This window comes from Microvirga sesbaniae (genome assembly GCF_025460805.1).
GTDB classification, from domain to species: domain Bacteria; phylum Pseudomonadota; class Alphaproteobacteria; order Rhizobiales; family Beijerinckiaceae; genus Microvirga; species Microvirga sesbaniae.
The window spans coordinates 49,614-74,775 of record NZ_JAMXFJ010000024.1; the positions used below are offsets into that span (position 1 = coordinate 49,614).

26 protein-coding genes and 1 other RNA gene are annotated in these 25,162 nt (G+C 66.1%); 22 read left to right on the forward strand and 5 right to left on the reverse strand.

The window, feature by feature from the left end:
* Nucleotides 1-90 precede the first annotated feature (90 nt).
* The 3 genes from OCW50_RS24290 to tkt are packed head-to-tail and all read right to left on the reverse strand — an operon-like array spanning nucleotide 91 to nucleotide 4,351.
* Nucleotides 91-1,281 carry a phosphoglycerate kinase gene (locus tag OCW50_RS24290; protein WP_262299293.1) on the reverse strand — a complete coding sequence of 397 codons (1,191 nt, stop codon included), beginning with the start codon at nucleotides 1,279-1,281 and terminating at the stop codon, nucleotides 91-93.
* A 13-nt stretch (nucleotides 1,282-1,294) separates the two neighbouring features.
* Nucleotides 1,295-2,302, reverse strand: a complete 1,008-nt coding sequence (gene gap / locus OCW50_RS24295) for a type I glyceraldehyde-3-phosphate dehydrogenase (protein ID WP_262270328.1) — start codon at nucleotides 2,300-2,302, stop codon at nucleotides 1,295-1,297.
* Nucleotides 2,303-2,347: 45 nt separating this feature from the next.
* Entirely contained in the window at nucleotides 2,348-4,351 is a 2,004-nt protein-coding gene (gene tkt, locus OCW50_RS24300) for a transketolase (protein ID WP_262299294.1), read from the reverse strand.
* 353 nt (nucleotides 4,352-4,704) lie between these two features.
* Here tkt and OCW50_RS24305 point away from each other — a divergent pair, with 353 nt between their 5' ends.
* The 18 genes from OCW50_RS24305 (at nucleotide 4,705) to tolB (ending at nucleotide 19,189) form a co-directional block, all read left to right on the forward strand.
* Nucleotides 4,705-4,998 (forward strand): DUF4164 domain-containing protein, encoded by a 294-nt coding sequence (locus OCW50_RS24305; protein ID WP_262270326.1) that lies wholly within the window; start codon nucleotides 4,705-4,707, stop codon nucleotides 4,996-4,998.
* 3 nt (nucleotides 4,999-5,001) lie between these two features.
* Entirely contained in the window at nucleotides 5,002-5,370 is a 369-nt protein-coding gene (locus OCW50_RS24310) for a cell division protein ZapA (RefSeq protein WP_262270325.1), read from the forward strand.
* A gap of 95 nt (nucleotides 5,371-5,465) precedes the next feature.
* A non-coding RNA gene (gene ssrS, locus OCW50_RS24315) (6S RNA) lies at nucleotides 5,466-5,623 on the forward strand.
* A gap of 4 nt (nucleotides 5,624-5,627) precedes the next feature.
* Nucleotides 5,628-6,209 (forward strand): 5-formyltetrahydrofolate cyclo-ligase, encoded by a 582-nt coding sequence (locus OCW50_RS24320; RefSeq protein ID WP_262299295.1) that lies wholly within the window; start codon nucleotides 5,628-5,630, stop codon nucleotides 6,207-6,209.
* A gap of 13 nt (nucleotides 6,210-6,222) precedes the next feature.
* Nucleotides 6,223-7,044, forward strand: coding sequence for a TIGR00282 family metallophosphoesterase (locus tag OCW50_RS24325; RefSeq protein WP_262270323.1), 822 nt, complete (start codon nucleotides 6,223-6,225; stop codon nucleotides 7,042-7,044).
* A 138-nt stretch (nucleotides 7,045-7,182) separates the two neighbouring features.
* Complete coding sequence (locus OCW50_RS24330) at nucleotides 7,183-7,875, forward strand: exopolysaccharide biosynthesis protein (protein ID WP_262270322.1); 693 nt, start codon at nucleotides 7,183-7,185, stop codon at nucleotides 7,873-7,875.
* 179 nt (nucleotides 7,876-8,054) lie between these two features.
* Complete coding sequence (locus OCW50_RS24335; protein ID WP_262270360.1) at nucleotides 8,055-9,344, forward strand: HD-GYP domain-containing protein; 1,290 nt, start codon at nucleotides 8,055-8,057, stop codon at nucleotides 9,342-9,344.
* A gap of 147 nt (nucleotides 9,345-9,491) precedes the next feature.
* Nucleotides 9,492-10,238, forward strand: a complete 747-nt coding sequence (locus tag OCW50_RS24340) for a YebC/PmpR family DNA-binding transcriptional regulator (protein WP_262270321.1) — start codon at nucleotides 9,492-9,494, stop codon at nucleotides 10,236-10,238.
* A 108-nt stretch (nucleotides 10,239-10,346) separates the two neighbouring features.
* Nucleotides 10,347-10,850 carry a crossover junction endodeoxyribonuclease RuvC gene (gene ruvC / locus OCW50_RS24345; protein ID WP_173948020.1) on the forward strand — a complete coding sequence of 168 codons (504 nt, stop codon included), beginning with the start codon at nucleotides 10,347-10,349 and terminating at the stop codon, nucleotides 10,848-10,850.
* Between the two features lie 172 nt (nucleotides 10,851-11,022).
* Entirely contained in the window at nucleotides 11,023-11,640 is a 618-nt protein-coding gene (ruvA, locus tag OCW50_RS24350; protein WP_262270320.1) for a Holliday junction branch migration protein RuvA, read from the forward strand.
* 97 nt (nucleotides 11,641-11,737) lie between these two features.
* A complete protein-coding gene (ruvB, locus tag OCW50_RS24355; RefSeq protein WP_315974468.1) occupies nucleotides 11,738-12,784 on the forward strand; it encodes a Holliday junction branch migration DNA helicase RuvB in 1,047 nt (348 codons plus the stop codon).
* Nucleotides 12,777-13,229 carry a tol-pal system-associated acyl-CoA thioesterase gene (gene ybgC / locus OCW50_RS24360; protein WP_262299296.1) on the forward strand — a complete coding sequence of 151 codons (453 nt, stop codon included), beginning with the start codon at nucleotides 12,777-12,779 and terminating at the stop codon, nucleotides 13,227-13,229. The genes ruvB and ybgC overlap by 8 nt, the downstream gene beginning before the upstream one ends.
* Before the next feature lie 317 nt (nucleotides 13,230-13,546).
* A complete protein-coding gene (locus OCW50_RS24365) occupies nucleotides 13,547-13,870 on the forward strand; it encodes a hypothetical protein (RefSeq protein WP_262299297.1) in 324 nt (107 codons plus the stop codon).
* 18 nt (nucleotides 13,871-13,888) lie between these two features.
* Nucleotides 13,889-14,887: a hypothetical protein gene (locus OCW50_RS24370; protein WP_262299298.1), complete on the forward strand. Its 999-nt coding sequence runs from the start codon at nucleotides 13,889-13,891 to the stop codon at nucleotides 14,885-14,887.
* Nucleotides 14,888-15,474: 587 nt separating this feature from the next.
* Entirely contained in the window at nucleotides 15,475-16,215 is a 741-nt protein-coding gene (gene tolQ / locus OCW50_RS24375) for a protein TolQ (RefSeq protein WP_173948016.1), read from the forward strand.
* A 12-nt stretch (nucleotides 16,216-16,227) separates the two neighbouring features.
* Nucleotides 16,228-16,674, forward strand: a complete 447-nt coding sequence (locus OCW50_RS24380) for an ExbD/TolR family protein (protein WP_262270318.1) — start codon at nucleotides 16,228-16,230, stop codon at nucleotides 16,672-16,674.
* A gap of 34 nt (nucleotides 16,675-16,708) precedes the next feature.
* Nucleotides 16,709-17,827, forward strand: coding sequence for a cell envelope integrity protein TolA (gene tolA / locus OCW50_RS24385; RefSeq protein WP_262299305.1), 1,119 nt, complete (start codon nucleotides 16,709-16,711; stop codon nucleotides 17,825-17,827).
* 27 nt (nucleotides 17,828-17,854) lie between these two features.
* Entirely contained in the window at nucleotides 17,855-19,189 is a 1,335-nt protein-coding gene (gene tolB, locus OCW50_RS24390) for a Tol-Pal system beta propeller repeat protein TolB (protein WP_173948014.1), read from the forward strand.
* A gap of 40 nt (nucleotides 19,190-19,229) precedes the next feature.
* On the opposite strand, the gene OCW50_RS24395 is transcribed toward tolB, so the two are convergent.
* Together OCW50_RS24395 and OCW50_RS24400 are read right to left on the reverse strand one after the other, a co-directional pair.
* Nucleotides 19,230-19,844 carry an HdeD family acid-resistance protein gene (locus OCW50_RS24395; RefSeq protein ID WP_262299299.1) on the reverse strand — a complete coding sequence of 205 codons (615 nt, stop codon included), beginning with the start codon at nucleotides 19,842-19,844 and terminating at the stop codon, nucleotides 19,230-19,232.
* A 79-nt stretch (nucleotides 19,845-19,923) separates the two neighbouring features.
* Nucleotides 19,924-21,441 (reverse strand): phospholipase D-like domain-containing protein, encoded by a 1,518-nt coding sequence (locus tag OCW50_RS24400; protein ID WP_262299300.1) that lies wholly within the window; start codon nucleotides 21,439-21,441, stop codon nucleotides 19,924-19,926.
* Nucleotides 21,442-21,702: 261 nt separating this feature from the next.
* Between OCW50_RS24400 and pal the strand changes: the two genes are divergently transcribed.
* The 4 genes from pal to OCW50_RS24420 all read left to right on the forward strand — a co-directional run.
* A complete protein-coding gene (gene pal / locus OCW50_RS24405; RefSeq protein ID WP_262299301.1) occupies nucleotides 21,703-22,209 on the forward strand; it encodes a peptidoglycan-associated lipoprotein Pal in 507 nt (168 codons plus the stop codon).
* A gap of 229 nt (nucleotides 22,210-22,438) precedes the next feature.
* Nucleotides 22,439-23,428, forward strand: coding sequence for a tol-pal system protein YbgF (ybgF, locus tag OCW50_RS24410; protein WP_262299302.1), 990 nt, complete (start codon nucleotides 22,439-22,441; stop codon nucleotides 23,426-23,428).
* A 31-nt stretch (nucleotides 23,429-23,459) separates the two neighbouring features.
* Entirely contained in the window at nucleotides 23,460-24,479 is a 1,020-nt protein-coding gene (tilS, locus tag OCW50_RS24415; RefSeq protein WP_262299303.1) for a tRNA lysidine(34) synthetase TilS, read from the forward strand.
* A gap of 144 nt (nucleotides 24,480-24,623) precedes the next feature.
* Nucleotides 24,624-25,162: ATP-dependent metallopeptidase FtsH/Yme1/Tma family protein (locus OCW50_RS24420; RefSeq protein WP_262265654.1), on the forward strand; the 539-nt coding region annotated here is incomplete at its 3' end.

The window sequence follows — 25,162 nt, forward strand, 5'->3', positions numbered from 1 at the left end:
CTAAGCGCGCCGAAACTGAACCTTAGCTTAAGCGAATTGTGGAGCACGTTCCCCGCGCGGGAAGGGATGTCCCCGCCGGAGAACGGTCCTTCAGGCTCTCAGCGCTTCCACGCCGGGCAGCGACTTGCCCTCGAGCCATTCGAGAAAGGCGCCGCCTGCCGTCGATACATAGGTGAAGTCGTCCGCAACGCCAGCATGGTTGAGGGCCGCCACCGTGTCGCCGCCGCCCGCCACGGAGACGAGCTTGCCTTCCTTGGTGCGCTGGGCAGCGTGGCGGGCGGCCGCCACCGTGCCCTGGTCGAAGGGCGCGATCTCGAAGGCGCCGAGCGGACCGTTCCACACCAGCGTGGCCGCGTCGTTGATCGCCGCCGAGACGCGCTCGACCGATTGCGAGCCCACGTCGAGGATCATCTGGTCCTCGGGGATCGCGTCGATGCCGTAGGTGTGGTTGGGCGCGCCCGCCTTGAACTCGTAGGCGCAGACGCCGTCGACGGGCAGGATGATGGCGCAGTTGGACGTGCGGGCCTTGTCGATGATGCGCAGGGCGGTGGCCGCCAGATCCTTCTCGGCGAGCGACTTGCCGACGCCGAGGCCCGTGGCGTGCACGAAGGTGTTGGCCATGCCGCCACCGATGACCAGGGCGTCGACCTTGGTGACGAGATTCTCGAGCAGGTCGATCTTGGTCGACACCTTGGCGCCGCCCACGATGGCCACGACCGGGCGCTTGGGCGCCTCCAGGCCCTTGGTCAGGGCGTCGAGCTCCGCCTGCATGGTGCGGCCCGCGTAGGCCGGCAGGACGCGGGCGAGGCCCTCGGTCGAGGCATGGGCGCGATGCGCGGCCGAGAACGCGTCGTTCACGTAGAGGTCGCCGAGCTTCGCCAGATCCTGCACGAAGGCCGGATCGTTCTTCTCCTCGCCCGCGTGGAAGCGGGTGTTTTCGAGGAGCAGCACGTCGCCGTCCTTGAGGGCGGCGACGGCCTTGGCCGCGGCCTCGCCGATGCAGTCGTCGGCGAAGGCCACGGGTTTCTTGAGATGCGTCGAGACCGCTTCCGCGACCGGCTTCAGGGATTCCTTGGGATCGCGTCCCTTCGGGCGGCCGAAATGGGCGAGAAGGATCACCTTTCCTCCCTTTTCGGCGATCTCCCGGATGGTGGGCAGCACGCGCTCGATGCGCGTCGCGTCCGTCACCCGGCCGTTCTCCATCGGGACGTTGAGATCGACCCGGACGAGAACGCGTTTTCCCTTGACCTCGGCCTGGTCGAGCGTGCGGAAGGCGGTCATGAAGCGGCCTCCCTTAGATGAGCTTCGCCATGGCGACGGCGGTGTCCGCCATGCGGTTCGAGAAGCCCCACTCGTTGTCGTACCAGGACAGCACGCGCACGAAGTTGCCCTCCATCACCTTGGTCTGGTCGAGGTGGAACACGGAGGAGTGCGGATCGTGGTTGAAGTCCGACGAGACGTTCGGCTGGTCCGTGGTGCCGAGGATGCCCTTCAGCGGCCCGGCGGCGGCGGCCTTGATCGCCGCGTTGATCTCTTCCTTCGTGGTGTTCTTCTTGGCCACGAACTTGAAGTCGACCACGGACACGTTCGGGGTCGGCACGCGGATCGACGAGCCGTCGAGCTTGCCGTTCAGGTCGGGCAGCACGAGGCCCACCGCCTTGGCGGCGCCCGTCGAGGTCGGGATCATGTTCAGGGCCGCCGCGCGGGCGCGGTAGAGGTCCTTGTGCATCTGATCCAGCGTCGGCTGGTCGTTGGTGTAGGAGTGGATCGTGGTCATGAAGCCCTTCTCGATGCCCACCGCCTCATGAAGCACCTTCGCCACCGGGGCGAGGCAGTTCGTGGTGCAGGAGGCGTTCGAGATGACCATGTGGTCCTTCGTCAGCTTGTCGTGGTTGACCCCGTAGACGACCGTGAGGTCGGCCCCGTCGGCCGGAGCCGACACGATGACCCGCTTGGCGCCGGCGGTCAGGTGCGCCGAGGCCTTCTCCTTCGAGGTGAAGATGCCGGTGCATTCCATGGCGATGTCGACGCCGAGCTCCCGGTGCGGCAGGGTCGCCGGATCCTTGATGGCGGTCACGCGGATCTTCTGGCCGTTGATGACGAGGAACTCGCCGTCGACCTGCACGTCGGCCGGGAAGCGGCCATGGACGGAGTCGAAGCGGAGCAGGTGAGCGTTCGTCTCGACCGGCCCGAGATCGTTGATGGCAACCACCTCGATGTCCTTGCGGCCGCTCTCCACGATGCCGCGGAGGATGTTGCGTCCGATGCGACCGAATCCGTTGATCGCGACCTTCACCGTCATAGTCTTAGCTCCCTTGTGTAGCGAGGCCTCAGGTCTTCTCGAGCCTCAGAGATTGTGTGTCCGGAGGACCTTCTCGGCCACGGCTTCGGCCGTGATGCCGAAGTGCTTGTAAAGGTCCTTGTAGGGCGCGCTGGCGCCAAACCCATGCATGCCGACGAAAATTCCGTCCGGGCCGATGACCGAATCCCAGCCGAAGCGCACGGCCGCCTCGACCGCGACCTTGATCGGCGCATCGCCGATGATGCGGGCGCGGACCTTCTCGGGCTGGGCCAGGAAGAGGTCGAGCGAGGGCACCGACACCACGCGGACGGCGAAGCTCTGCTCGTCGAGAAGCTTCTGGGCCGCCAGGGCGATCTCGACCTCGGAGCCGGACGCGAAGATGGTCGCGCGGGCCTTGCCGTTCGCCGGCGAGAGCTCGTAGGCGCCGGTGGCCGAGAGATTGGCGGCGCCGCCCTCCTTCCGGACCTGCGGCAGGTTCTGGCGGGTGAGGGCCAGGGTGCTCGGCCCGTCCGTGCGCTCGAGGGCGAGCTGCCAGGCTTCCGCCGTCTCGATGGCGTCCGCCGGGCGGAACACGCGCATCTTCGGCATGGAGCGCAAAGCCGCCAGATGCTCCACGGGCTGGTGGGTCGGACCGTCCTCGCCCAGCCCGATCGAGTCGTGGGTCATCACGTAGACCACCGGGATGCCGGCGAGCGCCGCGATGCGCATGGCGGGACGGGCATAATCGGTGAAGACCAGGAAGGTCGCGCCGGCCGGCACGTAGCCGCCATGGAGCGCAAGACCGTTCATGGCCGCCGCCATCCCGTGCTCGCGGATGCCGTAGTGGATGTAGCGGCCCGCGTAATGGCCGGGCGAGATGGCCGTGAGGTTCTTGGTCTTGGTGTTGTTCGAGGGGGTCAGGTCGGCCGAGCCCAGGACCAGCTCCGGCACCGCCTCGGTGATCACCTCGAGGGCAAGCTCGCTCGCCTTGCGGGTGGCCACGGCCTGCGGCTCGGCGACGAGCCGGTCCTTCAGCCGGGCGACGGCGTCGGCCAGGCCTTCGGGGCGCACGCCCTTCACGCGGCGCTCGAACTCCGCCCGCTTCTCGGCGGGCAGGGCCTTCAGGCGGTCGGTCCAGGCCTTGCGCTGCCGGCGGCCCTTCCTGCCGGCCTTGGCCCAGGCGTCCCGGATGTTGTCCGGGATCTCGAAGGGCGCGTGGCTCCAGCCGTAGGCGGCCTTGGCGCCGGCCAGCTCCTCGGCGCCGAGGGGCTCGCCGTGGGCCTTGGAGGTGCCGGCCTTCTTCGGGGCGCCGTAGCCGATGGTGGTCCGGCAGGCGATCAGGGTGGGCTTGTCCGACTTCTGGGCCCGCGCGATGGCGCGCTGGAGAGCCTTCGGGTCGTGGCCGTCGACGCGCACCGCGTTCCAGTTGCAGGCCTGGAAGCGCTTCACCTGGTCGACGGAATCCGAGAGCGACAGCGGTCCGTCGATGGAGATCTGGTTGTCGTCCCACAGGACGATCATGCGGTTCAGCTTCAGGTGGCCGGCGAGCGCGATCGCCTCCTGGCTGATGCCCTCCATGAGATCGCCGTCGGAGGCGAGCACGTAGGTGTGGTGGTCGACCAGATCGTCGCCGTATTCGGCGTTCAGCATGCGCTCGGCGAGCGCGAAGCCCACGGCCGTGGCGATGCCCTGGCCGAGGGGACCCGTGGTCGTCTCGACGCCCGGGGTCATGAAGTTCTCGGGGTGCCCGGGGGTCTTCGAGTCGAGCTTGCGGAAGTTCCTCAGCTCCTCGATCGTCATGCCCTTCACGCCCGTCAGGTGCAGGAGCGAATAGAGCAGCATCGAGCCGTGGCCCGCGGAGAGGATGAACCGGTCGCGGTCGGGCCAAGTCGGGTCGGCGGCGTCGTATTTCAGGAACTTGGTGAACAGCACCGTGGCCATGTCGGCGGCGCCCATGGGCAGGCCCGGATGGCCGGATTTGGCTTGTTCGACGGCGTCCATGGCGAGGACGCGCACGGCGTTCGCCAGATCGGAATGGGTGACGCGATCGACGGGGACGGTATCTTGCACGGCGAGATCCACAAGTCTTGAGGGCCCCGCAACGGGGCGGTCTGTCCGGAAAAGGTCCGGGCTCCTTAACACGCGGCCAGGGCGAGTCAAAGGCTGGAACGGCGTAATCCCCTCGAGTCCCCCCGGCCCCGCCGCCTGCGAAATCGGGTGCCCTGCCTCCTCACGACGCGCATCGGGCCGAAAACCGGGTCCACTTTTGACGCACGATGCGCTCGAGCATCGGACCCGAAAGTGGACCCACTTTTGGGATCGATCCGATGCTCAATTCCTTGAGCGGCGCATCGTTCGGTGCGGAAAACCGAGTCCACTTTTCCGCACGATGCGCTAGTGTCGTGCCCGATTCAGGAGGCATGATGGCGCCGACACTCGAGGAAGCGATGAAGCGGCTGGACATGGCCTTGGGACTTCTTGAGGCATCCGTGTCCCGTCGTCTGGAGGCCGACAGGCGCCGCGGCGGCCTGGAAACCGAGCTCCAGATCATGCAGGACGACCGGGCCCGCCTGGCCGTGGAGCTCGATGGTGCGCTCACCCGGCTCCACCGTTTCGAGGCGGCGACGGACGATGTCGGCCGGCGGGTCCGCCGGGCCATCGGGGCCGTCCAGACCGTTCTGGACCAGGCCGGCCAGCTCGAGCCGGAGGAGGGGTAGGCCATGCCCCAGGTGACGGTGACGATTGCCGGACAGACCTACCGCATGGCCTGCGGCGAGGGCGAGGAGGGGCATCTCGAGGGCCTGGCGGCCGCCTACGATGCCCGGATCGAGGACATGCGCCTTGCCTTCGGCGAGATCGGCGACCTGCGCCTCCATGTGATGGCGGCCATCGCCCAGGCGGACGAGCTGCACGAGACCAAGCGGCGGGTCGACGCCCTGGAGGCCGAGGTGGCGACGCTCAACAGCATCAATGCCTCGCGGGACGAGCGCCTCGAACGGATCGAGGCGAGGCTCGCCGAGGGCGTGCAGATGGCGGCCGAGCGGATCGAGGAGCTGGCGCGCAGCCTCAACGGGGCGGGGCAGGGCTGAGAGAAATCCTTTTGTCTCGCGGCCCGACGAGAAAGATTGCGGGCCGCCCCACTTTTCCCCTTCCCCCGGACCGCCCCGATCCCTACATAGGGAAGGCGGGGCTGCGGGGCGCGTTAGGAGTTCATATTCCCCGGGGCCTTATCGATCCTGAAGGGAGCTGTCCCTGACCCGGTCCCTGGACCGGGACATACGGCGCCCACCTACTTTGTAGGTTCCCGGGATCGCTTCTCCGACGGCTTTTCGTGGCTCCGCACCTTATGCAATCCCTTCCCCCCTCCGAACTGAAAGAACGCGTCCGCAGCGAGGTCTTCGCGCGGCGCGATGGCCTCGACAAACACTTCCGCCACGCGGCTGCGCAGGGCATCGCCGACCGCGCTCTCGCCTTCGCAGAGTTGAAGGACGTCACCCCGGTCGGAGGCTATTGGCCGATCCGCAGCGAGGTCGATCCGCGTCCGCTCATGGAAGCGCTGCTCGCGCGGGGCCACGACGTCGCCCTGTCCCAGATCCTCCACCCCCATCTGAGCTGGCGCCTGTGGCAGCCCGGCGACGTGCTGGTCAAAGGCGGCTTCGGCGTGCGCGAGCCCGGCCCGGATGCCCCGGAGGTATTCCCCAAGGCTCTCCTCGTGCCCCTCGTGGCGTTCGACCGCCGAGGAGGGCGCATCGGCTACGGCAAGGGCCATTTCGACCGGGCCATCGCGGCGCTGGAAGCGCAGCATCCGGTCTTGACGATCGGGCTGGCCTATGCGGTTCAGGAGATCGACGAGGTTCCGGTCGAGCCCCATGACCGGCTCCTCGACGTTATCGTCACCGAAGCCGAACTCATCCGGACGGCATCCTAGTCAAGGACCCATCATGCGTCTTCTCTTCCTCGGCGACATCGTCGGGCGGCCCGGCCGCAACGCGGTGATCGAGCGCCTGCCCGGGCTCAGGGACCGATGGCAGCTCGACTGCGTGGTGATCAATGGCGAGAACTCCGCCGGCGGCTTCGGCATCACCGAGGCGATCTGCGACGAGATCCTGGCCGCCGGCGCCGATGCGATCACCCTCGGCAACCATTCCTGGGACCAGCGCGAGACGCTGGTGTTCATCGAGCGCCAGCCCCGGCTGCTGCGGCCGGTGAACTACCCGCCGGGCACGCCCGGGCGCGGTGCCAATCTCATCGACACCCGCTCGGGCGCCCGGGTCCTCGTCGTCAACGTGATGGGCCGCCTGTACATGGACGCGCTCGACGACCCGTTCGCGGCCGTGGACCGGGAGCTCGAAACCTGTCCGCTGGGACAGGTGGCCGATGCGGTCATCGTCGACGTGCACGCGGAGGCGACGAGCGAGAAGGAGGCCATGGGCCACCATCTCGACGGCCGGGCGAGCCTAGTCGTCGGGACCCACACTCATGTGCCCACCGCCGACCATCGGGTTCTGCCGGGTGGCACCGCCTACATGTCGGATGCGGGCATGTGCGGCGATTACGATTCCGTTCTCGGCATGCAGAAGGAGGAGGCGATCCGCCGGTTCCTTCAGAAGACGCCCGGCACGCGCCTCGAGCCGGGCCTGGGCGAGGGCACGCTCTCGGGTGTCGCGGTCGAGACCGACGACCGAACGGGCCTCGCCCGGCGGGTGGCGGCGGTGCGCCTCGGGCCGAACCTGGAGGAGACCTGGCCCCGGTTCTGGGATTGAGCGGCGGCGTCCGGCGTCAGGAGCCGGGTGACGCCGTGGATACGCCCGCACGGGAAGCGCTCGACAGCGCCGCTCTCTTGGCGGGTCTCTTGGCGGGGAGCGTCGCCATTCCCATCTCTCCCGTCACGGAGGACACCCTTGGACGCGGATACGGAGACGGCACGGCCGAAAAAGGGCCTCTACCACGAGGAAAGCGAGTTCCATCGCGCCCATGAGCACCAGAGCGCCTCCGCGGTCCTGCGGGCCGTCATCGACGAGGCCAAGGGCGAGACGATCTCGATCGGCGAGATCATCGAGGCCTTCGGCGAGCGCGCCTTCGGGTTCGTGCTGATCCTGTTCTCTCTTCCGAACTGCGTGCCGGCCCCTCCGGGAATCGCCGGCATCGTCGGCACGCCTGTCCTGATCTTCGGCATCCAGATGATGCTGGGCCATACCCGGCCCTGGCTGCCCGGCTTCATCCTGCGGCGCACCGTTTCGGTTTCGAAGTTCAAGCGCCTCATCGACATCGCCGAGCCCAGGCTCAAGAAGCTCGAGAGCTATTGCAGGCCGCGGCTGCTTGCGCTCTTCGGGCCCTTCGGGGACCGGGTCGTCGGGTTCTTCGCCTTCCTGGTCGCCGTTTCGGTGCTGATCCCGTTCCCAGGCACCAATTTCCCGCCTTCGATCGCGCTCGTGATCGCCTCCATCGCCATCATGGAGGAGGACGGCTACCTGCTGATCCTCGGCTATCTCATCGGCCTGGCGGGGCTGGCCTATACGGCCACGGTGCTGGGCGCCTCCTACCACCTCATTCTCGCGACCATCCACACCCTGCCGTCCTGGCTCGGCTTCTAGGACGAGCCGACAAGGGTTTGGGCACGATCTCTTAAGCGGCGGCCGGTAAACCTATCCGGGTTCGATCCCGGGGGCAGCAGGTGGGCGTACAATCAAGCGAATGGCGGAGCGATCTGTCCGACGCTCCGCAGGCGGTCCGGCTGTCGGAGGTCCTGGGAGCGCTCAGCCATGCTCTCGATATGACCGAAGGCCAGCCGGTGGGCCATTGCGTAAGGGTCTGCTGGATCGGCGTGCATGTGGGGCGCGAACTCGGGCTGGACGACACGGCTCTCTGGGAGCTCTATTACACGCTCCTCCTGAAGGATCTTGGATGCAGCAGCAACGCTGCCCGGATCTGCCAGCTCTACCTGACGGATGACCTCGCCTTCAAAAGAGACTTCAAGACCGCGGGCGACCGGCTGCCGCAGATTCTGGGCTTCGTCCTGTCCCATACTGGCCTGAAGGCCGGGCTGGCGCAGAGATTCCGCACGGTGATCAACATCGTCCGGAACGGGGGCGAGATCGCTCGGGAACTGATCGAAACCCGTTGCCAGCGCGGCGCCGAGATCGCCCGGCAGCTGCGCTTCCCCGAAGGCGTCGCGCTGGGCATCCAGGCGCTCGACGAACATTGGAACGGGGGCGGCAAGCCGATGGGCACGGCGGGAGCCGAAATCCCGGTCTATTCGCGCATCGCCCTTCTGGCCCAGGTGGTGGACGTGTTCCATACCGGGGCCGGGGAGGCGGCGGCCCGGCGGGAGGCGCGGGAGCGGTCCGGCACGTGGTTCGACCCCTGGATCGTCGAGGCATTCGAGCGCGTGGCCGAACGCCGGACGTTCTGGGAGACCCTGGGGTCGGACGCGGTCGAAAGCGCGGTCTTCGCCCTCGAACCCGCTCAGCGGATCGAACTCGCGGACGAGGATTATCTCGACGACATCGCGGCCGCCTTCGCGCGGGTCGTCGATTCCAAGAGCCCCTATACGAGCGGACACAGCGACCGGGTGGCCTTCTTCGCCGACCTGATCGCGGAGGAGATGGGCCTCGCCGAGGCGGACAGGCGTCGCCTCCGCAGAGCGGCCCTGCTCCACGACATCGGGAAGCTCGGGGTCAGCAACGAGATCCTCGACAAGGCGGGCAAGCTGGATGACGCGGAATTCGCCGCGGTGCGTCGCCATGCCCTCTACAGCGAGACCATCCTGTCCCGGATCGGCGCTTTCCAGGACGTGGCCCGCATCGGCGGGGCCCACCACGAGCGGCTCGACGGCAAGGGCTATCCGAGAGGACTGAAGGGTGACGCGATCGGCCGCGAGACCCGGATCATCTCCGTGGCGGACGTGTTCGACGCCCTGACGGCCGACCGGCCGTACCGGCCCGCCATGCCGGTCTCGAAGGCCATGGGGATCATGACGGCGGATGTCGGTACGGCCTTCGATCCGGACTGTCTGGAGGCTCTCCGCCGGGGCCTCGAGCGGCTCGGGACCAGCCCGGCCTGACCGGGCCGGCCTCTTTCGACGCAAGTGGCAGAAGGGGGCTTTGCCTGAAGCCCTTCGCCGCCTTATAAGCCGTCCATCGTCAACTTTCACGGCCTGACGGGCGCCTGCGGGACAGGCCGCCCTCGGCCGCACTTTTCGGAGGCCCCCATGGCCGGGCATTCACAGTTCAAGAATATCATGCACCGCAAGGGCAAGGTCGACGCGGTGCGGTCCAAGGTGTTTTCCAAGCTTGCCCGCGAAATCACCGTGGCGGCCAAGATGGGCCTGCCCGATCCCAACATGAACCCGCGCCTGCGGGCCGCGATCCTGGCCGCCCGCGCCGAGAACATGCCCAAGGACAACATCCAGCGGGCCATCAACAAGGCGTCCGGCGGCGATGCGGAGAACTACGACGAGATCCGCTACGAGGGCTACGGTCCCGGCGGCGCCGCCATCATCGTCGAGGCGATGACGGACAACCGCAACCGCACGGCTTCCGACATCCGCTCCTACTTCACCAAGAGCGGCGGCAACCTGGCCGAGACCGGCGCGGTCTCCTTCATGTTCGACCGGGTCGGCTACATCGAGTTCGGCCCCGACGTGGCGGATGCCGACGCCATGCTGGAGGCGGCCATCGAGGCCGGTGCCGACGACGTGGTCTCGTCCGAGAACGGCCACGAGATCTATTGCGACCAGGGCTCCCTCAACGAGGTCACCAAGGCGCTCGAGGACAAGTTCGGGGAGCCCAAGGCATCGAAGCTGGTGTGGAAGCCGCAGACCCCGGTGGCCGTCGACGACGAGACCGGCGAGAAGCTCATGAAGCTCATGGAATCCCTCGAGGAGCACGACGACGTCCAGAACGTCTATGGCAACTTCGAGCTCTCCGAAGCCCTCATGCAGAAGATGGCCGAGTGATTTTGGCTGTGCGTGGGACCCCGGATCGTCCTGGGCATCCACGCCTTCTTAACCGTTGATGGCGTGGATGGCCTGAGCAAATCCGACCCCGACGGTGGAGAACGAAAAGTGAGCGAACGCGTCCGCATCCTCGGTCTCGATCCCGGCCTGCGCAATACCGGCTGGGGCGTCATCACCGTCGAGGGGACGAAGCTCGCCTTCGTGGCCTGCGGGGTCGTGACCTCCGACGGCGACCTCGACCTCGCCCTGCGCCTCAAGCAGCTTCACGATCGGCTGACGGAGGTGATCCGGACCTGGACCCCCGACGAGGTCTCCGTCGAGGAGACCTTCGTCAACAAGGACGCCCAGGCGACCCTCAAGCTCGGCCAGGCCCGCGCCATGTCCCTGCTCGTCCCGGCCCTCCATGGCCTGCCGGTGGCGGAATACGGCGCCAACCAGGTCAAGAAGACCGTGGTCGGCGTGGGACACGCGGACAAGGATCAGGTCCAGGCCATGGTGAGGATCCTGCTGCCCAAGGCGGACTTCAAGAAGGCCGATGCGGCGGACGCGCTCGCGATCGCCATCGCCCACGCCCATCACCGCAAGGCCCGGGCCCTGGCGGCGAGCTACTGAGGCAACCCGAACGCTCAACCCTGTTTCGGACGAAGCTTGAGTTGGCGACCGGGATCGCGGTAAGAACAAAGCGCGACCAAACCTTCCTCGGGAGAGGAATGGACTTTCACCTGACAACCGTCACCGGCTCCGCTTCGCGGTCTCGGGGTGACACCGTGGAGCAGAGACGAACGTGATCGGCAAACTCAAGGGCGTGGTGGATTCCTACGGAGAGGATTTCGTGATCCTCGACGTGCACGGGGTCGGTTACGTGGTCCATTGCTCCTCCCGCACCCTCCAGAACCTGCCGACCACCGGGGAGGCGGCGGTCCTGTCCATCGAGACTCATGTCCGCGAGGACATGATCCGCCTGTTCGGCTTCCGGTCGGATTCGGAGCGGGAATGGTTCCGGCTGCTCCAGTCGGTCCAGGGCGTGGGCTCCAAGGTGGCGCTCGGCATCCTGTCGGTGCTCGACCCCGGGGCTCTCGCGACCGCCATCGCGACCGGCGACAAGGCGTCCGTGGCCCGCGGCCCCGGCGTGGGGCCCAAGCTCGCCCAGCGCATCGTGTCCGAGCTCAAGGACAAGGCGCCGGCCTTTGCCGCCGTCGACCCGGCCCTCATCCGCTTGACCGGGGCCGTCGAGGACAAGAGCGCGCCGGCCCCCGTGGCGGACGCGATTTCCGCCCTCGTCAATCTCGGCTACCCCCAGGTCCAGGCCTCGGCGGCCGTGGCCGCCGCCATGAAGCAGGCCGGCGACGAGGCCGAGGCCAAGACCCTGATCCGGCTCGGCCTTCGCGAGCTGGCGCGGTAGCCGGTTCATCATAAGGACATGTTCTTGTTTTGATCTTTTCAAGAATGGCGTATGAGACCCTCAGCGCCTATATGAAGCCTCTGGAAGGTAAGCCTCTTTGACCGATTCCCGCCGCCTGATCAGCCCCGAAAAGCGCGAGGACGATGTGGATGCGTCGATCCGGCCGCTCTCGCTCGACGATTTCACGGGCCAGAAGGCCGCGCGCGCCAATCTCCAGGTCTTCATCGATGCGGCGAAGGCGCGGGGCGATGCCCTCGACCACGTGCTCTTCGTCGGCCCGCCGGGCCTCGGCAAGACCACGCTGGCGCAGATCGTCGCCCGCGAGCTCGGGGTCAATTTCCGCTCGACCTCCGGTCCGGTGATCGCGAAGGCCGGCGACCTGGCGGCCCAGCTCACCAACCTGGAAGAGCGCGACGTGCTCTTCATCGACGAGATCCACCGCCTGAATCCGGCCGTCGAGGAAATCCTCTATCCGGCCATGGAGGACTACCAGCTCGACCTCATCATCGGCGAGGGACCGGCCGCCCGCTCGGTGAAGATCGAGCTGCCGAAATTCACGCTTGTCGGCGCCACCACCCGGGCGGGCCTGCTCACCACGCCCCTGCGCGACCGCTTCGGCATCCCGATCCGGCTCGAATTCTACACCGTCGACGAGCTGGAGCTGATCGTGCGTCGCGGCGCCCGGGTGCTCGGCCTCGGCATGAGCGAGGAGGGGGCGAACGAGATCGCCCGCCGCTCCCGCGGGACGCCCCGCATCGCCGGTCGTCTCCTGCGCCGCGTGCGCGACTTCGCCATCGTGGAGGGCGTCCAGACCGTGTCCCGCGACCTCGCCGACCGGTCGTTGCGCCTCCTCGACGTGGACCCGATCGGGCTCGACCTGATGGACCGCAAGTACCTGACCATGATCGCCGGTTCCTTCGGCGGCGGCCCGGTCGGCATCGAGACCATCGCGGCGGCCCTGTCCGAGCCCCGCGACGCCATCGAGGACATCATCGAGCCGTATCTGATTCAGAAGGGTTTCGTGCAGCGCACCCCGCGCGGGCGCATCCTCACGCCCCACGCCTTCAAGCATCTCGGCATCCCGGAGCCGACCCGCGAGACCGCCGCGCAGTTCGGGCTGTTCAACGGGGACGGGGATGAGTGAGGCGAGCCCCGGCGCCGGCCTCTCCGGCTCCATGAGGGACGGCGCTCACGTCCTCCCTCTGCGCGTCTATTACGAGGACACGGATTTCTCGGCCCGCGTCTATCACGCGAGCTACCTGCGCTTCATGGAGCGCGGGCGCACGGAGCTCCTGAGGGCCGTCGAGGTGGCGCAGTCGGACCTGCACGCCGAGATGGGCGGGCTCGCCTTCGTGGTCCGCAAGATGACGATCGACTTCCTCGGTGGCGCCGTCATGGACGACGTGCTCACCGTGGTGACCCGCCCGAAGGAGATGCGCGGCGCGTCGATGACGCTCGCCCAGGAGGTCCGGCGCGGCGACGAGGTGCTGGTCAGGGCCGACGTCATGGTGGCGGCCGTGAGGGGAGGGCGGGCCGTGCGGATCCCGGACGCGCTCAGGCTCACTCTAGCGAATCGAGTGGGCTTGTGAACAAGAATCGCGGGACTATATTATCCCTGTGTTGGTTTCTGCTATAGGAGAATCAACTAAGACCGCTGGCACTATATGTCTCTAATCTGTGTAAGTAGGGGTTGCATCAGTTGATCAATAGGCAGAAGCTTGCGAGTTTGAGAGAGGTCATCACTGAAAATCTGCGTGTGCAGCGTGACGGTGATGATATTGATTATATCAACGTTGGTACTGCTCTCCAAGATGCATGTTCTAGGCAGAACCACGCAATATTCGCGAGGCGCGGTTGTGGAAAGACGCTCCTTCTCCACCATTCTTAACGTGAGTTAAAGAAGAATTTGAAAGCAGTTTACTTAAACTGCGAAGATTTCAAGCGCCATTCATTTCCGAATGTTTTGATTGAAATTTTATCTGCTATATTCCGTGAACTGGATCGAAATCTATATGGCTGGTTTGGTAAGAAGAAGAAGTCGAAAGAGATAATCAAAGAAATTATCCAAAAGCTTGAGGCGCTTCAGAAGTCGGCTGATATTCACGACGAAGAAATTCGTCGTAAGAGTGCGTCTGAGACAACAACGACGCTCGATGGTTCTGCAGGGGCAGACGTAGATAAAATCAATCTTAAGTTCGGCGCTAAGGATGAGGCGAAGCAACGCGAATAAGTTGAGCGTTCATTCCGATTGCATCGCGAAAAACTACAAGAACTTGATCGCTGGCTTCCTAGTCTCAAGGAAAATATTCGCGCTTTCTTCACTCTTTCCAGTTCGATCGAAGGTATTGTTCTACAGATTGACGATCTCTACCATCTCAAGCGAACGGATCAAGCCTTCGTAATCGACTATATCCATCGTCTCTGTAAAGATGTGCCACTATACTTCAAGGTGGCAACGCTTCGGCACGCGTCAACTCTCTATCTCGATCGAGACGGCCAACCGATCGGCGCTCAGGAGCGGCACGACTATCAACCCATTAATATTGACTACACGTTTAGCGATTTTAAAAAAACGGCAGACCAGAATCGACTCATTCTTGAACAATTCGGAGCCAATGCCGGTTTAGATGCCGAAGAAATACAAAGTTTGTTCAAGGGCGAAGGATTCGCGCGCCTCGTTATGGCAGGGGGTGGGGTTCCGCGGGATGTGCTCTCGTTGTTCCTGCAGGTGCTTAATGATGTAGATGTGGAGCGTGGTGGCAAAATCGGAAAGGATGAGGTCAGGACTCTATCTCGTACAAATTTTGAACGTAAGATCGAGGAACTGAAGCAAGACTCAAAAGGAGATGAGCAAGATGACCTCCTTAAGGGGATCTATATCATCAGAGAGTTCTGCTTAGAAAAGAAGACTAATCTCTTCGTTGTACAAGAGAGAATGTTGCAGCAGAATGATACGTGGCGGGCATTAATATATCGCCTATTAGACTATCGTATCATTCACAGTTGTGCTGTCGCTCTTACTCACAAATCTCTCGAAGGTACGTATCAAGCATTTGCGATCGATATCGGATGCTATGCACATCTGCGCAAATTGCATAATCGTTTTACGGAAATCGATGTAGCATCCCCCGATGCAAAGGAAAAAATGCGCTCTGCGCCCGCTCTCGACTCAAGTAAACTTGCGGCCCTCGTAGAAGCAGCTCCAGCGAATGTCGAAACAGCGCTGCTCGAGCAAGATGCAGCGTAAAAAAGTCTGATAAATCCCATGAACCTCGGACACAGCCGAGGTTCACTTGCCCGCGAGATTGTTGTAGCGTAGCGCAGTCTGTCGGTCCAAGCAGTACAGGCAAGTCCTAGATCAAGTCAGGATCGGTACGATAATTGGTAGGTCCAGCACCTCCTCGCGACATGGATGGGACGTTGCGAGCGTTCCAGTGTCTCTGTGTATGAGACTGATGCGCCAGTACGAAATGCGGCAGTCAAAGCGCTCAAGAATAACTCGGCAATATGCGTGCCGGTGATCTAACCCCGCTTTCAAATTCCCCATGGTCAGGGCGCGCAGGAGCCCTGCCTTTCGCGCATGTCGGGCTGAATCTTGCATCAATTTCAGCATTTTCCGCCCCGATCCGGGCGCTCTTAAACCAGACCTTAACCTTACCCTGTGCCTAACAGGTAACGGTCTCGGAGGATCTCGGGCCTTGTTACCCTGCGCCCTTATTTTCGACAGATTCAGGGGCGAACGAACGGTAATACAAGAACAGATTTTCCTAGAACCTGTTGCGGGAAGCCCTGGGTCGTCTTCCAGGACTGCTCCAAGAGCGAGGACGAGAGATCATGAACCCGGCTGATGTGGCCCAGGCCGTCCCTGTGGCCCACGAACTGTCCTTCTTCGGCCTGTTCTGGCAGGCCCACTTCATCGTCAAGCTCGTCATGCTGGGCCTGCTGGCAGCCTCCGTCTGGTGCTGGGCCATCATCATCGACAAGACCCTCCTCTACGCCCGCTCCAAGCGCGCCATGGACCGTTTCGAGGACGTGTTCTGGTCCGGCCAGTCGCTCGAGGAGCTCTACCGCTCCCTCCAGAGTCGCCCGGCCACGGGTCTCGCGGCCGTGTTCGTGGCCGCCATGCGCGAGTGGAAGCGTTCCTTCGAGGGCTCGGGCCGCTCGTTCCAGAGCCTGCCCCAGCGCATCGACAAGGTGCTCGACGTGACCATCCAGCGCGAGGTGGAGCGGCTCAATTCCCGCCTGACCGTGCTCGCCTCCATCGGCTCGGCCGGCCCGTATATCGGCCTCTTCGGCACGGTGGTGGGCATCATGAATTCCTTCACGTCGATCGCCGCCTCCAAGAACACCAGCCTGGCGGTCGTGGCGCCGGGCATCGCGGAGGCCCTGTTCGCCACCGCCATCGGCCTCTTCGCGGCCATCCCGGCGGTGCTCGCCTACAACAAGCTGCAATCGGAGGTCGGCAAGCTCCAGACCCGGCTCGAAGGTTTCGCCGACGAGTTCTCGGCCATCCTGTCGCGCCAGATCGACGAGCGCATCGGCCATGCGGGTCACCACCCCGCCAACGCGGCCTAAGGGGGATCCGGCATGGCCATGACGGCAGGAGCGGCGGGGGGCGGCGGACGGCGGCGCAGGCGAGGCCGCACGCCGGGCGCGATCAACGAGATCAACATGACGCCGTTCATCGACGTCATGCTGGTGCTGCTCATCATCTTCATGGTGGCGGCTCCGATGATGACCGCCGGCGTGCCGCTCGATCTGCCGCAGACCAAGGCCGCGCCGCTGAATTCGGACGCGACCCCGGTGACGCTCTCGATCAAGGCGACCGGCCAGGTGTACCTGGGCGAGGCCGAACTCGTGGACGAGGCCATCGTGGGCAAGCTCGCGGAGGTGTCGAAGTCCGGCTTCGACGAGCGGATCTTCGTGCGCGGGGACAAGAAGGTGGATTACGGACGCGTCGCCCAGGTGATGTCGATCGTCACCACGGCGGGCTACAAGCGCGTCGCCCTCGTGACCGAGGTCGACCAGCGCTGAGCGGGATGAGAGCAGGGGGCAGACACACGTGGCGTTGAAGCCAAAATTCAACACCTCCGAGCCGGGCCTGTGGGTCTCGGGCGTCGCGCATGCGTTGCTGTTGGCTGCCGCCCTGATCGGCCTGTCGGTCGGGACCGAGCTTCCCCAGGCCGAGGAGGGCATCCCGGTCGAGATCATCACCGACAACCAGCTCTCCCAGATCACCAAGGGCGAGACGAACGCCAAGGCCCCGCAGCCGAAGCCGCGCGCCGAGCGCGTGGCCGACAAGACCGAGCTGAAGGATCCCGGCGAGGACAAGCGCGACGCGCCGGCGCCGCCCAAGCGGCCGGCCGAGATGAAGGTCGCCGACAAGGAGGAGCCGGTCGCGGCTCCGCCCCCGCCGCCCGCGCCTCCCACGAGGTCGCAGGAAGAGAAGGCCGCCGAGGCCAAGGCCGCGGAAGAGAAGAAGCTGCAGGAAAAGGCGGAGGCCGAAGCCATCGAGAAGGCCAAGGCGGCCGAGCAGGCCAAGGTCGAGGCGGAAGCCAAGGCGAAGGCCGAAGCCAAGGCCAAGGCGGACGCCGAGGCGGAGGCGAAGCGCGTCGCGGAGGCGAAAGCCAAGGCAAAGGCCGAGGCGGACGCCAAGGCGAAGGCAGAAGCCGAGAAGAAGCTCGCGGAGGCCAAGGCGAAGGAAGAGGCCGAGGCCAAGGCGCGCAAGGAAGCCCAGCTCGCCAAGAAGCTCGACATGGGCGACCTGAAGCAGTTCCTCGACAGCAAGGAAAAGAACCAGTCCACCGGCGCGACCGGCGCGGAGGTCCAGAAGACGGCTTCCCTCGGCACCGCGACGGGATCGGCCGCCAAGCTGTCGCCGAGCCTGCGAGACGCGCTGATCGGGCTGCTGGTCTCGCAGATCGAGCGCTGCTACAGCGCGCCGATCGCCGCCTCGGGCGGCCAGGTCACGGCTCCCATTCTCGACATCCGCCTGAACCAGGACGGATCGCTCAGCACCGAGCCCCGCATTCTCCAGGCCGGGAGCAGCTCGACCGATCGCGCGGTCGCCGACGCGGCCGTCCGCGCCATTCGCAAGTGCCGCCAGTTCGAGATCCCGGCGAAGTTCGTTCCGTATTACGCGGACTGGAAGGTCCTGAACGTCCAGTTCGATCCTCCTCTCTCTTAAAGCCCATCACGCTTGAGACAGCACCCCATGATCACTCGCTTCCTTTCCCGTCTTCTCGTCGCGCTGGCCGTCGTCGTGCCGATGGCGGCGCTCGCGCCCGCCGCCCAGGCGCAGCTCTCCTTCCGCGTCGGACCGGGCGGGCAGTTCCAGCCCATGCCGATCGCCGTCGCCGATTTCTCCGGCGAGGGCGATCTCGGCCAGCGGGTCTCCGGCATCATCACCAGCAACCTGCAGCGCTCGGGCTATTTCGCGCCGCTCGACAAGTCTCGCTTCCCCGAGCGTCCCTCCTTCGACGCCGCGCCGCGCTTCGACGCCTGGAAGATGGCGGGCGCCCAGGCGCTGGTGACGGGCCGGGTCTCGCGCGATCCCTCGGGTCGTCTGCGCGCCGAGTTCCGCCTGTGGGACATCGAGTCGGGCCAGCAGCTCACCGGCCAGCAATACGTCACCGATGCCAATTTCTGGCGCCGCGTCGGCCACATCATCTCCGACGCGGTCTATTCCAAGGTGACGGGCTTCGGCGGCTTCTTCGACACGCGCATCGTGTTCGTCGATGAATCGGGCCCGAAGGAGAACCGCCGCAAGCGTCTCGCGATCATGGATCAGGACGGGGCCAACGTGCGCTACCTGACGCAAGGAGACACCTCGGTGGTGACCCCGCGCTACTCGCCGGCCACCCAGGACATCACCTATTCGGCCCAGGTCGAAGGCCAGCAGCCGCGCGTCCAGGTGATCAACCTGGAGACCGGCACCCGCCAGGTGCTCGGCAACTTCCCCGACATGGCCTCCTCGCCGCGCTTCGCGCCGGACGGGCAGCGCATCGTCATGAGCCTGCAGCAGGGCGGCAACGCCAACATCTTCATGATGGACCTGGGCTCGCGCAACACCACGCGCCTGACCTCGACGGCCGCCATCGACACCTCGCCGTCCTTTTCTCCCGACGGCAGCCAGATCGTGTTCGAGAGCGACCGCGGCGGCAAGCAGCAGATCTACGCCATGAACGCGGACGGCTCGAACCAGCGCCGCATCTCCTTCGGCGACGGCGCCTATTCGCAGCCGGCCTGGTCGCCGAGGGGCGACTACATCGCCTTCACGAAGCAGCGCGCGGGCGGCTTCGCCATCGGCATCATGAAGCCGGATGGCTCGGGCGAGCGCATCCTGACGGAAGGCTTCCACAACGAGAGCCCGACCTGGGCGCCCAACGGCCAGTATATCCTGTTCTTCCGCGATCCGGGCGGACAGGCCGGCGGCAAGCTCTACATGGTGGACATCACCGGGCGCGTGGAACAGCCGGTGCCGACCCCGTCCTTCGCGTCCGACCCGACCTGGTCGCCGCTTCTGAGCGAGAGCCGGCAGAGCAACTAGACCGACATCGAAAGGGCGCCTCAGGCGCCCCTTTTCTTGTTCAGGCGGCCATCGGGGCCGCGCTGCCGGTCTCGTCCTTGTGACCCTTGAGCTTGAAGGCGAGGACCAGGAGGGAGATGCCGAAGACGAGCGCATAGGCGCCCAGCCACCAGGTCAGCACCACGGCGCCGACGAGCGGGGCGAGCAGCAGCGCGACGCCGAACAGCACCGACACGATGCCGCTGAAGATCAGCCAGCCGCGGCCGTAGGTCGGATTGAGCTTGAACGCGGCCACGATCATCAGGACGCCGGTGATGAGCGACCACACGGCCATCAGGGTGACGAAGAACAGGACCGTGAGCCCGGGCATGATGAACGCGACGATTCCGACCAGGATGTTGAGGATGCCCTCGAGGATCAGAAGGCCCCAGCGCTGGTTGTTGGACGCCGCCCTGACCGCCGCTACGATGCCGAACACGCCGTCGACCAGCATGTAGGCGGCGAAGACCCAGACCAGGGACAGGAGCGTGGCTCCCGGCGAGAAGAACGCGATGAGGGCGAAGATGATCGCGAAGACGCCGCGGAGCGCCAGAGCCCACCAGTTCTGCGCCAGCAGCTGGCTCATGGCGTGGGTGCGATCAGGGGTGTCGAAAGAGCCGGCGGTGCCTGTAGCCATAGGAGTCCTCCTCGAAAAGGAATGTACTGCCTTGCCCGAGATCAACGCCAAGCTTGACCGTTGGTTTCCTTTTGTTCTTCTAGGCCTGCTCTCCCGGCGACGCCTCGTTCTCCTTGATCTTGCTCAGTTTGCGCCGCAGGGCAAGCTTCCGATGCCTCAGGCGCACCCGCCGCTTGAGCCGGAAGGCGCGGATCAGGAGCGCGATCCCGAGCCAGGCCAGGGCGATGACGATCGGCGAGACGATCACGACCGGGAAGAACGTGACCAGGGCGGCCAGGGCCAGAAGCGCGAAGCCGATGATCGCGACGCTGCTCGCCTCCGTGGCCGTCAGGGAGCGGGAGCCCACCGCCTTGCCGACCGTGCTCGACAGAGCCAGGGCGCCGGCCGCCAGCCTGCGCACGCCGCCTCTCTTGAAGCGGTGGCCGCGCCGCGAGCGCATGTTCTTCGCCTGGCGCCGCCGGGACTGCCAGCCGGGGACGATCTCCGTCGCGTTGGCGAGATCCTCCAGGTACATCGCCTCCATGGCCTCGGCGAAGCCCGGATCCTCGACCACCACGTCGAGTTCCCAGTTCGTCGCCCAGCTGGCGATATTGAGGTTCGTGGACCCGACCCGGGCCCAGCGCCCGTCCGCCACCGCCGTCTTGGCGTGCAGCATCGAGCCGTTCCATTCATAGACCCGGATGCCGGCCTCGATGAGCGACCGGTAGCCGGCCCGCACCACCGGCTGCAGGGCCGGCACGTCGCTCGAGCCGGGGACGAGGAGACGCACGTCCACGCCGTCGCGGGCCGCTTCGCCGAGGGCCTGCACATAGGACGTGGTGGCGACGAAATAGGCGTCGGTGAGCCAGAGGTTGCGCTGGGCGGTCGCCGCGATGAACTGGTCGACCCGGTAGGTGCGGAACATGCCGGGCTCGCCGCTGATGACCCGGGCCGCCACGGAGCCCGCATGGGGGATCAGGTCGGCGTGGGGCAGGTCCGATCGCGGGATCGGCTTCATGCCGGCGAGAACCCAGCTCTCGGCGAAGGTCGCATCGAGGTCGGCCACCACGGGCCCTTCCAGGGACAATCCGGTGTCGCGCCAGGGTTCGTGGCCTTTCTTGCCCACCCAATTGTCCGAGATGCACAGACCGGACACGAAGGCGATGCGCCCGTCGACGGTGATCAGCTTGCGATGGTCGCGGCGGACCCAGAACGGATCGGTGAGCCGGGGAGGGTTGAAGACCCGGGCCTCGACCCCGGCCTCGCGCAGGCGTCGCCAGTAACCGGGCAGGGCGCGGAAGGACGATCCGAGCCAGTCGTAGAGCACCCGCACCCGCACGCCGGCGCGGGCCCGCTCCATGAGGGCTTCCGCGAAGGCCCGGCCGGTCTCGTCGTCCGCGATGATGAAGTTCTCGAAATGGATGACGGACCGCGCCGACCGGATCGCCTCCAGCCAGGCCGGGTAGTTCTCCCGCGAGTCCCGCAGCAGCGCGACGGCGTTGCCGTGACGCAGGTCGCTGTCGGCGATGCGTGAGAACGCCCTCTCCAGGCGGAGATCGTCCAGGGCTTGGCGATAGGGATGTCCGAGGCTTCCGGACTGTGTCGTCACGATATTCATCACCTCTCAACGCTCGAAACGCGCAATCGGCAGCAGCCGAGCTTCGCGCGAGCCGCCATGCAGGATGACCTTACGATAGGAATGAAGAACGCCACGTGAAGGCTTTTACGGTCAATTAACCCTAACCCGAACTTCCACAACTTGGCCATAATTCACCTTAATCCCGCAGGCCTGCTCACGGTTGACGGAACCCTCCTTTAACCATCCTCCCGATATGAAAGACACAACGTTCGGCAAACGTATGTGTAAGGAGTACTGCCAATGATGACGCTGCGCGCCGTCAAGTTCGCCGCCGCTATCGTCCTCGCCCTCGGGGCGGCGGCGTGTTCGTCCAACAAAGATGGCATGGCCGATGGGGCTGGAGCCGGGGGCTTCGGGGCCGGCGGCGCCGCCACCCCGGGCAGCGCCCAGGATTTCGTCGTCAACGTGGGTGACCGCGTGTTCTTCGAGACCGATTCCACCGACCTGACCCCCACGGCCGTCGCCACCCTCGACAAGCAGGCGCAGTGGCTGCAGCGCTATCCGACCTACACCTTCATCCTCGAAGGCCATGCAGACGAGCGCGGAACCCGCGAGTACAACTACTCGCTCTCCGCCCGCCGCGCCCAGGTCGTGCGCGACTACCTGATCTCCCGCGGCATCCCGGGCAACCGTTTCCGCACCGTGTCGTACGGCAAGGAGCGTCCGGTCGCGGTCTGCAACGACATCTCCTGCTGGTCGCAGAACCGCCGCGCGGTGACCGTGCTCGGCGGCGGCGCCGGGGCATAAAGCCTCACCCGGCGCATCGCGCGGCAGCGCGCGGCAACATGGGCCCGGTTTTCCACCCGAGCGGTGCGCCGCTCAAGGGGGCGAGCGCCGGATCCGGTCCCGAAAGCAGGCCCGGTCCCATGCTCGCGTTCAAGCCCTCGTGACATCGCGAAGCGCCGCCACAGTCTCGCCGTGGCGGCGCTTTTGTGTTATCGGCCTCCTCGTCCGAGGACCCTCACGGTATCCCAGCATGTTTCGACGTCTGTTTGTCTTTTTCGCCTTTGCCCTGGCTCTGGCCGCCACTTCGGTTTCCCCTGCCGCCGCGCAGGACGCCGCCGATGCGATCGTGCGCCTGAACCGGCTCGAGAGCCAGTTCCGCCAGCTTTCCGGCCAGATGGAACAGCTCCAGTACGAGAACCGCCAGCTCAAGGAGCAGCTCCGCAAGTTCCAGGAGGACGTGGAGTTCCGCTTCCAGGAAAGCCGCGGCGGCTCCCGGCCTTCGGCACCCGCCACGACCCCGGCGCGTCCGGCGCAGCCTCAGGCCCAGCCGGCCCCGGCCCAGCCGCAGCGCCGCAGCGACGTGTTCGACCCCTCCGAGGCGCCGGATGCCCCCGGAGCGCCCCGGCCCCTTGGCACCACGGCTCCGTCCACCCCTCTGACGGCGGATTCGGGCCGTCCGGTGCCGCTGCCGGGCGGGCGGCTCGCCGGGATCGGCGACCTGATCGAGCAGGACGAGGAGGGCGGCCCCGACGGAGTTCCGATGGATGGCGGCGGCGCACACGAGCGCGTCGCCGGTCTCCCGCAGGGGGCCATCGGCGAGCGACCGGGCCCGAGCGTCGCGGCGACGAGCGTCGGCAATCCGCGCTCCGACTTCGACGCCGCCTATGCCTCCTTCGCGCAGAAGCAGTACGACCAGGCCGAGATGGGCTTCCGCCGCTTCCTGCAGTCAAACCCCCGGGACAAGCTCGTGCCCGAGGCGACCTTCTGGCTGGGCGAGACCTACCTCCAGCGCAACCGCTATCGCGAGGCCGCGGAGCAGTTCCTGAACGTCACGGCCGAGCACCCCGACGCCGCCAAGGCGCCCGATGCCCTGCTGCGGCTCGGCATCTCCCTGAACGGGCTCGGGGCCAAGGATCGCGCCTGTGCGGTCTTCGCCGAGCTCGACCGCAAGTACCCCCAGGCCTCGGCCCCCGTGCGCCAGGCCTCCGACCGCGAGCAGAAGCGCATCAAGTGCAGCTGAGCCGCTGACAGGTTTCGCAGAAGGCCGAGCGATGGCCTCTCCTCCGCCCCCCGACGATGCGCTCTCGGATGATGGGCTCGAGCGGCTCTTTGCCTCTCTGAACCAAGCTTCGGCCATCGTCGCCGCCGTGTCCGGCGGGCCGGATTCCACCGCCCTGATGCACCTGCTCGCCCGCTGGGCCGCCGCCGGTGCCCGGCCTCCTGTCCTCGTCGCCACGATCGATCACGGCTTGCGGCCCGAAGCCGCCGCGGAGGCCGATTCCGTCGGGCGGGAGGCCGCCGCCCTGGGCCTGCCGCACCGGATTCTCGCCTGGACCGGAGACAAGCCGCGAGCGGGCATCCAGGAGGCCGCGCGCGAGGCGCGCTACCGGCTCCTCGTCGACCATGCCCGGCAGGTCGGCGCCTCGCATCTGGTCACCGCCCACACCAGGGACGATCAAGCCGAGACGGTGCTGATGCGCCTGGCGCGCGGGTCCGGCCTTGCGGGTCTTGCCGGCATGCGCCGCGAGACGGATCGACCCGGCATCCGGCACGTGCGGCCCCTGCTCGACTGGCCGAAGACGAGCCTCGTCGATCTCTGCCGGGCGCATGGCTGGCGCTTCGTCGAGGATCCGTCCAATGCCGACGAGATTTACGCACGCGTGCGCTGGCGCAGGCTCATGCCGCGCCTGGCCGCCGAGGGGCTCGACGCCGAGCGCCTGGCCCGCTTCGCCGGACGGGCCGCCCAGGCCGAGGAGGCGCTCGGCCTCAAGGCGCGCGAGGCTCTGGACCGGGCCGGCCCCGTTCTCGAAGACGGCTCCCTCTCGTTCGAGGCCGGCATTCTTGCAAGGGAGCCTTTCGCCATTGCCGTCCGGGTGCTGGAGCAGGCCCTGGTCGGGGCGGGTCTCGAAAGCAGCCGTCTCGACCGGCTCGAGGCCTGTACGGAACGCCTGCGGGACGCCGTCAGGGCAGGGGAGAGCCTGAGTCTCACCATCGCGGGCGCCCTCGTGCGGCTGGACCGGACAGGGCGAGCATCGATCGGCCCGGAACCGCCGCGGCGCCGGGGCCGTTAGCCAAAACTCTTAGCCAACGTTATCGGATCGCGCCCCATGGGTGCCGCATTCCCTTGGCAAGGCGAGACGGTGTGCCTACATTGAGTTTAACCGTACGGGGGACCTCCCTGTGCTTCATCTCCCTCTGGGGCAGAACCTGATCCGATGAATTCAAATTTCCGCAACTTCGCCTTGTGGGTCGTCATCTTCCTCCTGGTGCTGGCGCTCGTGACCCTTTTCCAGAGCCCAGGCCAAAGAGGCGGCGGCAGCGACATCGCCTATAGCCAGCTCCTCAGCGAGGCCGATGCCGGACGCATCACCAGCGTCGTCATCTCCGGGCCGGAGATCAGCGGCACCTACACGGACGGGCGCACCTTCACGACCTATGCGCCGAGCGACCCGATGCTGGTCACGAAGCTGCAGCAGAAGGGCGTGCAGATCACGGCCCGCCCGCAATCGGATTCGACCCCCTGGTTCATCGCGGTCCTCATGAACATCCTGCCGATCGCGCTCTTCATCGGCGCCTGGGTGTTCCTGTCGCGCCAGATGCAGAGCGGCGCCGGCCGGGCCATGGGCTTCGGCAAGTCCAAGGCGAAGCTCCTGACCGAGGCGCATGGCCGCGTCACCTTCGACGACGTGGCGGGCATCGACGAGGCCAAGGAAGACCTGCAGGAGGTGGTGGAGTTCCTGCGCGACCCGCAGAA

Bases quoted from the DNA above. Each gene is read 5' to 3' on its own strand.
- OCW50_RS24290 (WP_262299293.1), bottom strand. From the start codon at position 1,281: ATGACCGCCTTCCGCACGCTCGACCAGGCCGAGGTCAAGGGAAAACGC.
- gap (WP_262270328.1), bottom strand. From the start codon at position 2,302: ATGACGGTGAAGGTCGCGATCAACGGATTCGGTCGCATCGGACGCAAC.
- OCW50_RS24305 (WP_262270326.1), top strand. From the start codon at position 4,705: ATGGCGCCGACACTCGAGGAAGCGATGAAGCGGCTGGACATGGCCTTG.
- OCW50_RS24310 (WP_262270325.1), top strand. From the start codon at position 5,002: ATGCCCCAGGTGACGGTGACGATTGCCGGACAGACCTACCGCATGGCC.
- OCW50_RS24320 (WP_262299295.1), top strand. From the start codon at position 5,628: ATGCAATCCCTTCCCCCCTCCGAACTGAAAGAACGCGTCCGCAGCGAG.
- OCW50_RS24325 (WP_262270323.1), top strand. From the start codon at position 6,223: ATGCGTCTTCTCTTCCTCGGCGACATCGTCGGGCGGCCCGGCCGCAAC.
- OCW50_RS24335 (WP_262270360.1), top strand. From the start codon at position 8,055: ATGACCGAAGGCCAGCCGGTGGGCCATTGCGTAAGGGTCTGCTGGATC.
- OCW50_RS24340 (WP_262270321.1), top strand. From the start codon at position 9,492: ATGGCCGGGCATTCACAGTTCAAGAATATCATGCACCGCAAGGGCAAG.
- ybgC (WP_262299296.1), top strand. From the start codon at position 12,777: ATGAGTGAGGCGAGCCCCGGCGCCGGCCTCTCCGGCTCCATGAGGGAC.
- tolQ (WP_173948016.1), top strand. From the start codon at position 15,475: ATGAACCCGGCTGATGTGGCCCAGGCCGTCCCTGTGGCCCACGAACTG.
- OCW50_RS24380 (WP_262270318.1), top strand. From the start codon at position 16,228: ATGGCCATGACGGCAGGAGCGGCGGGGGGCGGCGGACGGCGGCGCAGG.
- tolB (WP_173948014.1), top strand. From the start codon at position 17,855: ATGATCACTCGCTTCCTTTCCCGTCTTCTCGTCGCGCTGGCCGTCGTC.
- OCW50_RS24395 (WP_262299299.1), bottom strand. From the start codon at position 19,844: ATGGCTACAGGCACCGCCGGCTCTTTCGACACCCCTGATCGCACCCAC.
- OCW50_RS24400 (WP_262299300.1), bottom strand. From the start codon at position 21,441: ATGAATATCGTGACGACACAGTCCGGAAGCCTCGGACATCCCTATCGC.
- pal (WP_262299301.1), top strand. From the start codon at position 21,703: ATGATGACGCTGCGCGCCGTCAAGTTCGCCGCCGCTATCGTCCTCGCC.
- ybgF (WP_262299302.1), top strand. From the start codon at position 22,439: ATGTTTCGACGTCTGTTTGTCTTTTTCGCCTTTGCCCTGGCTCTGGCC.
- tilS (WP_262299303.1), top strand. From the start codon at position 23,460: ATGGCCTCTCCTCCGCCCCCCGACGATGCGCTCTCGGATGATGGGCTC.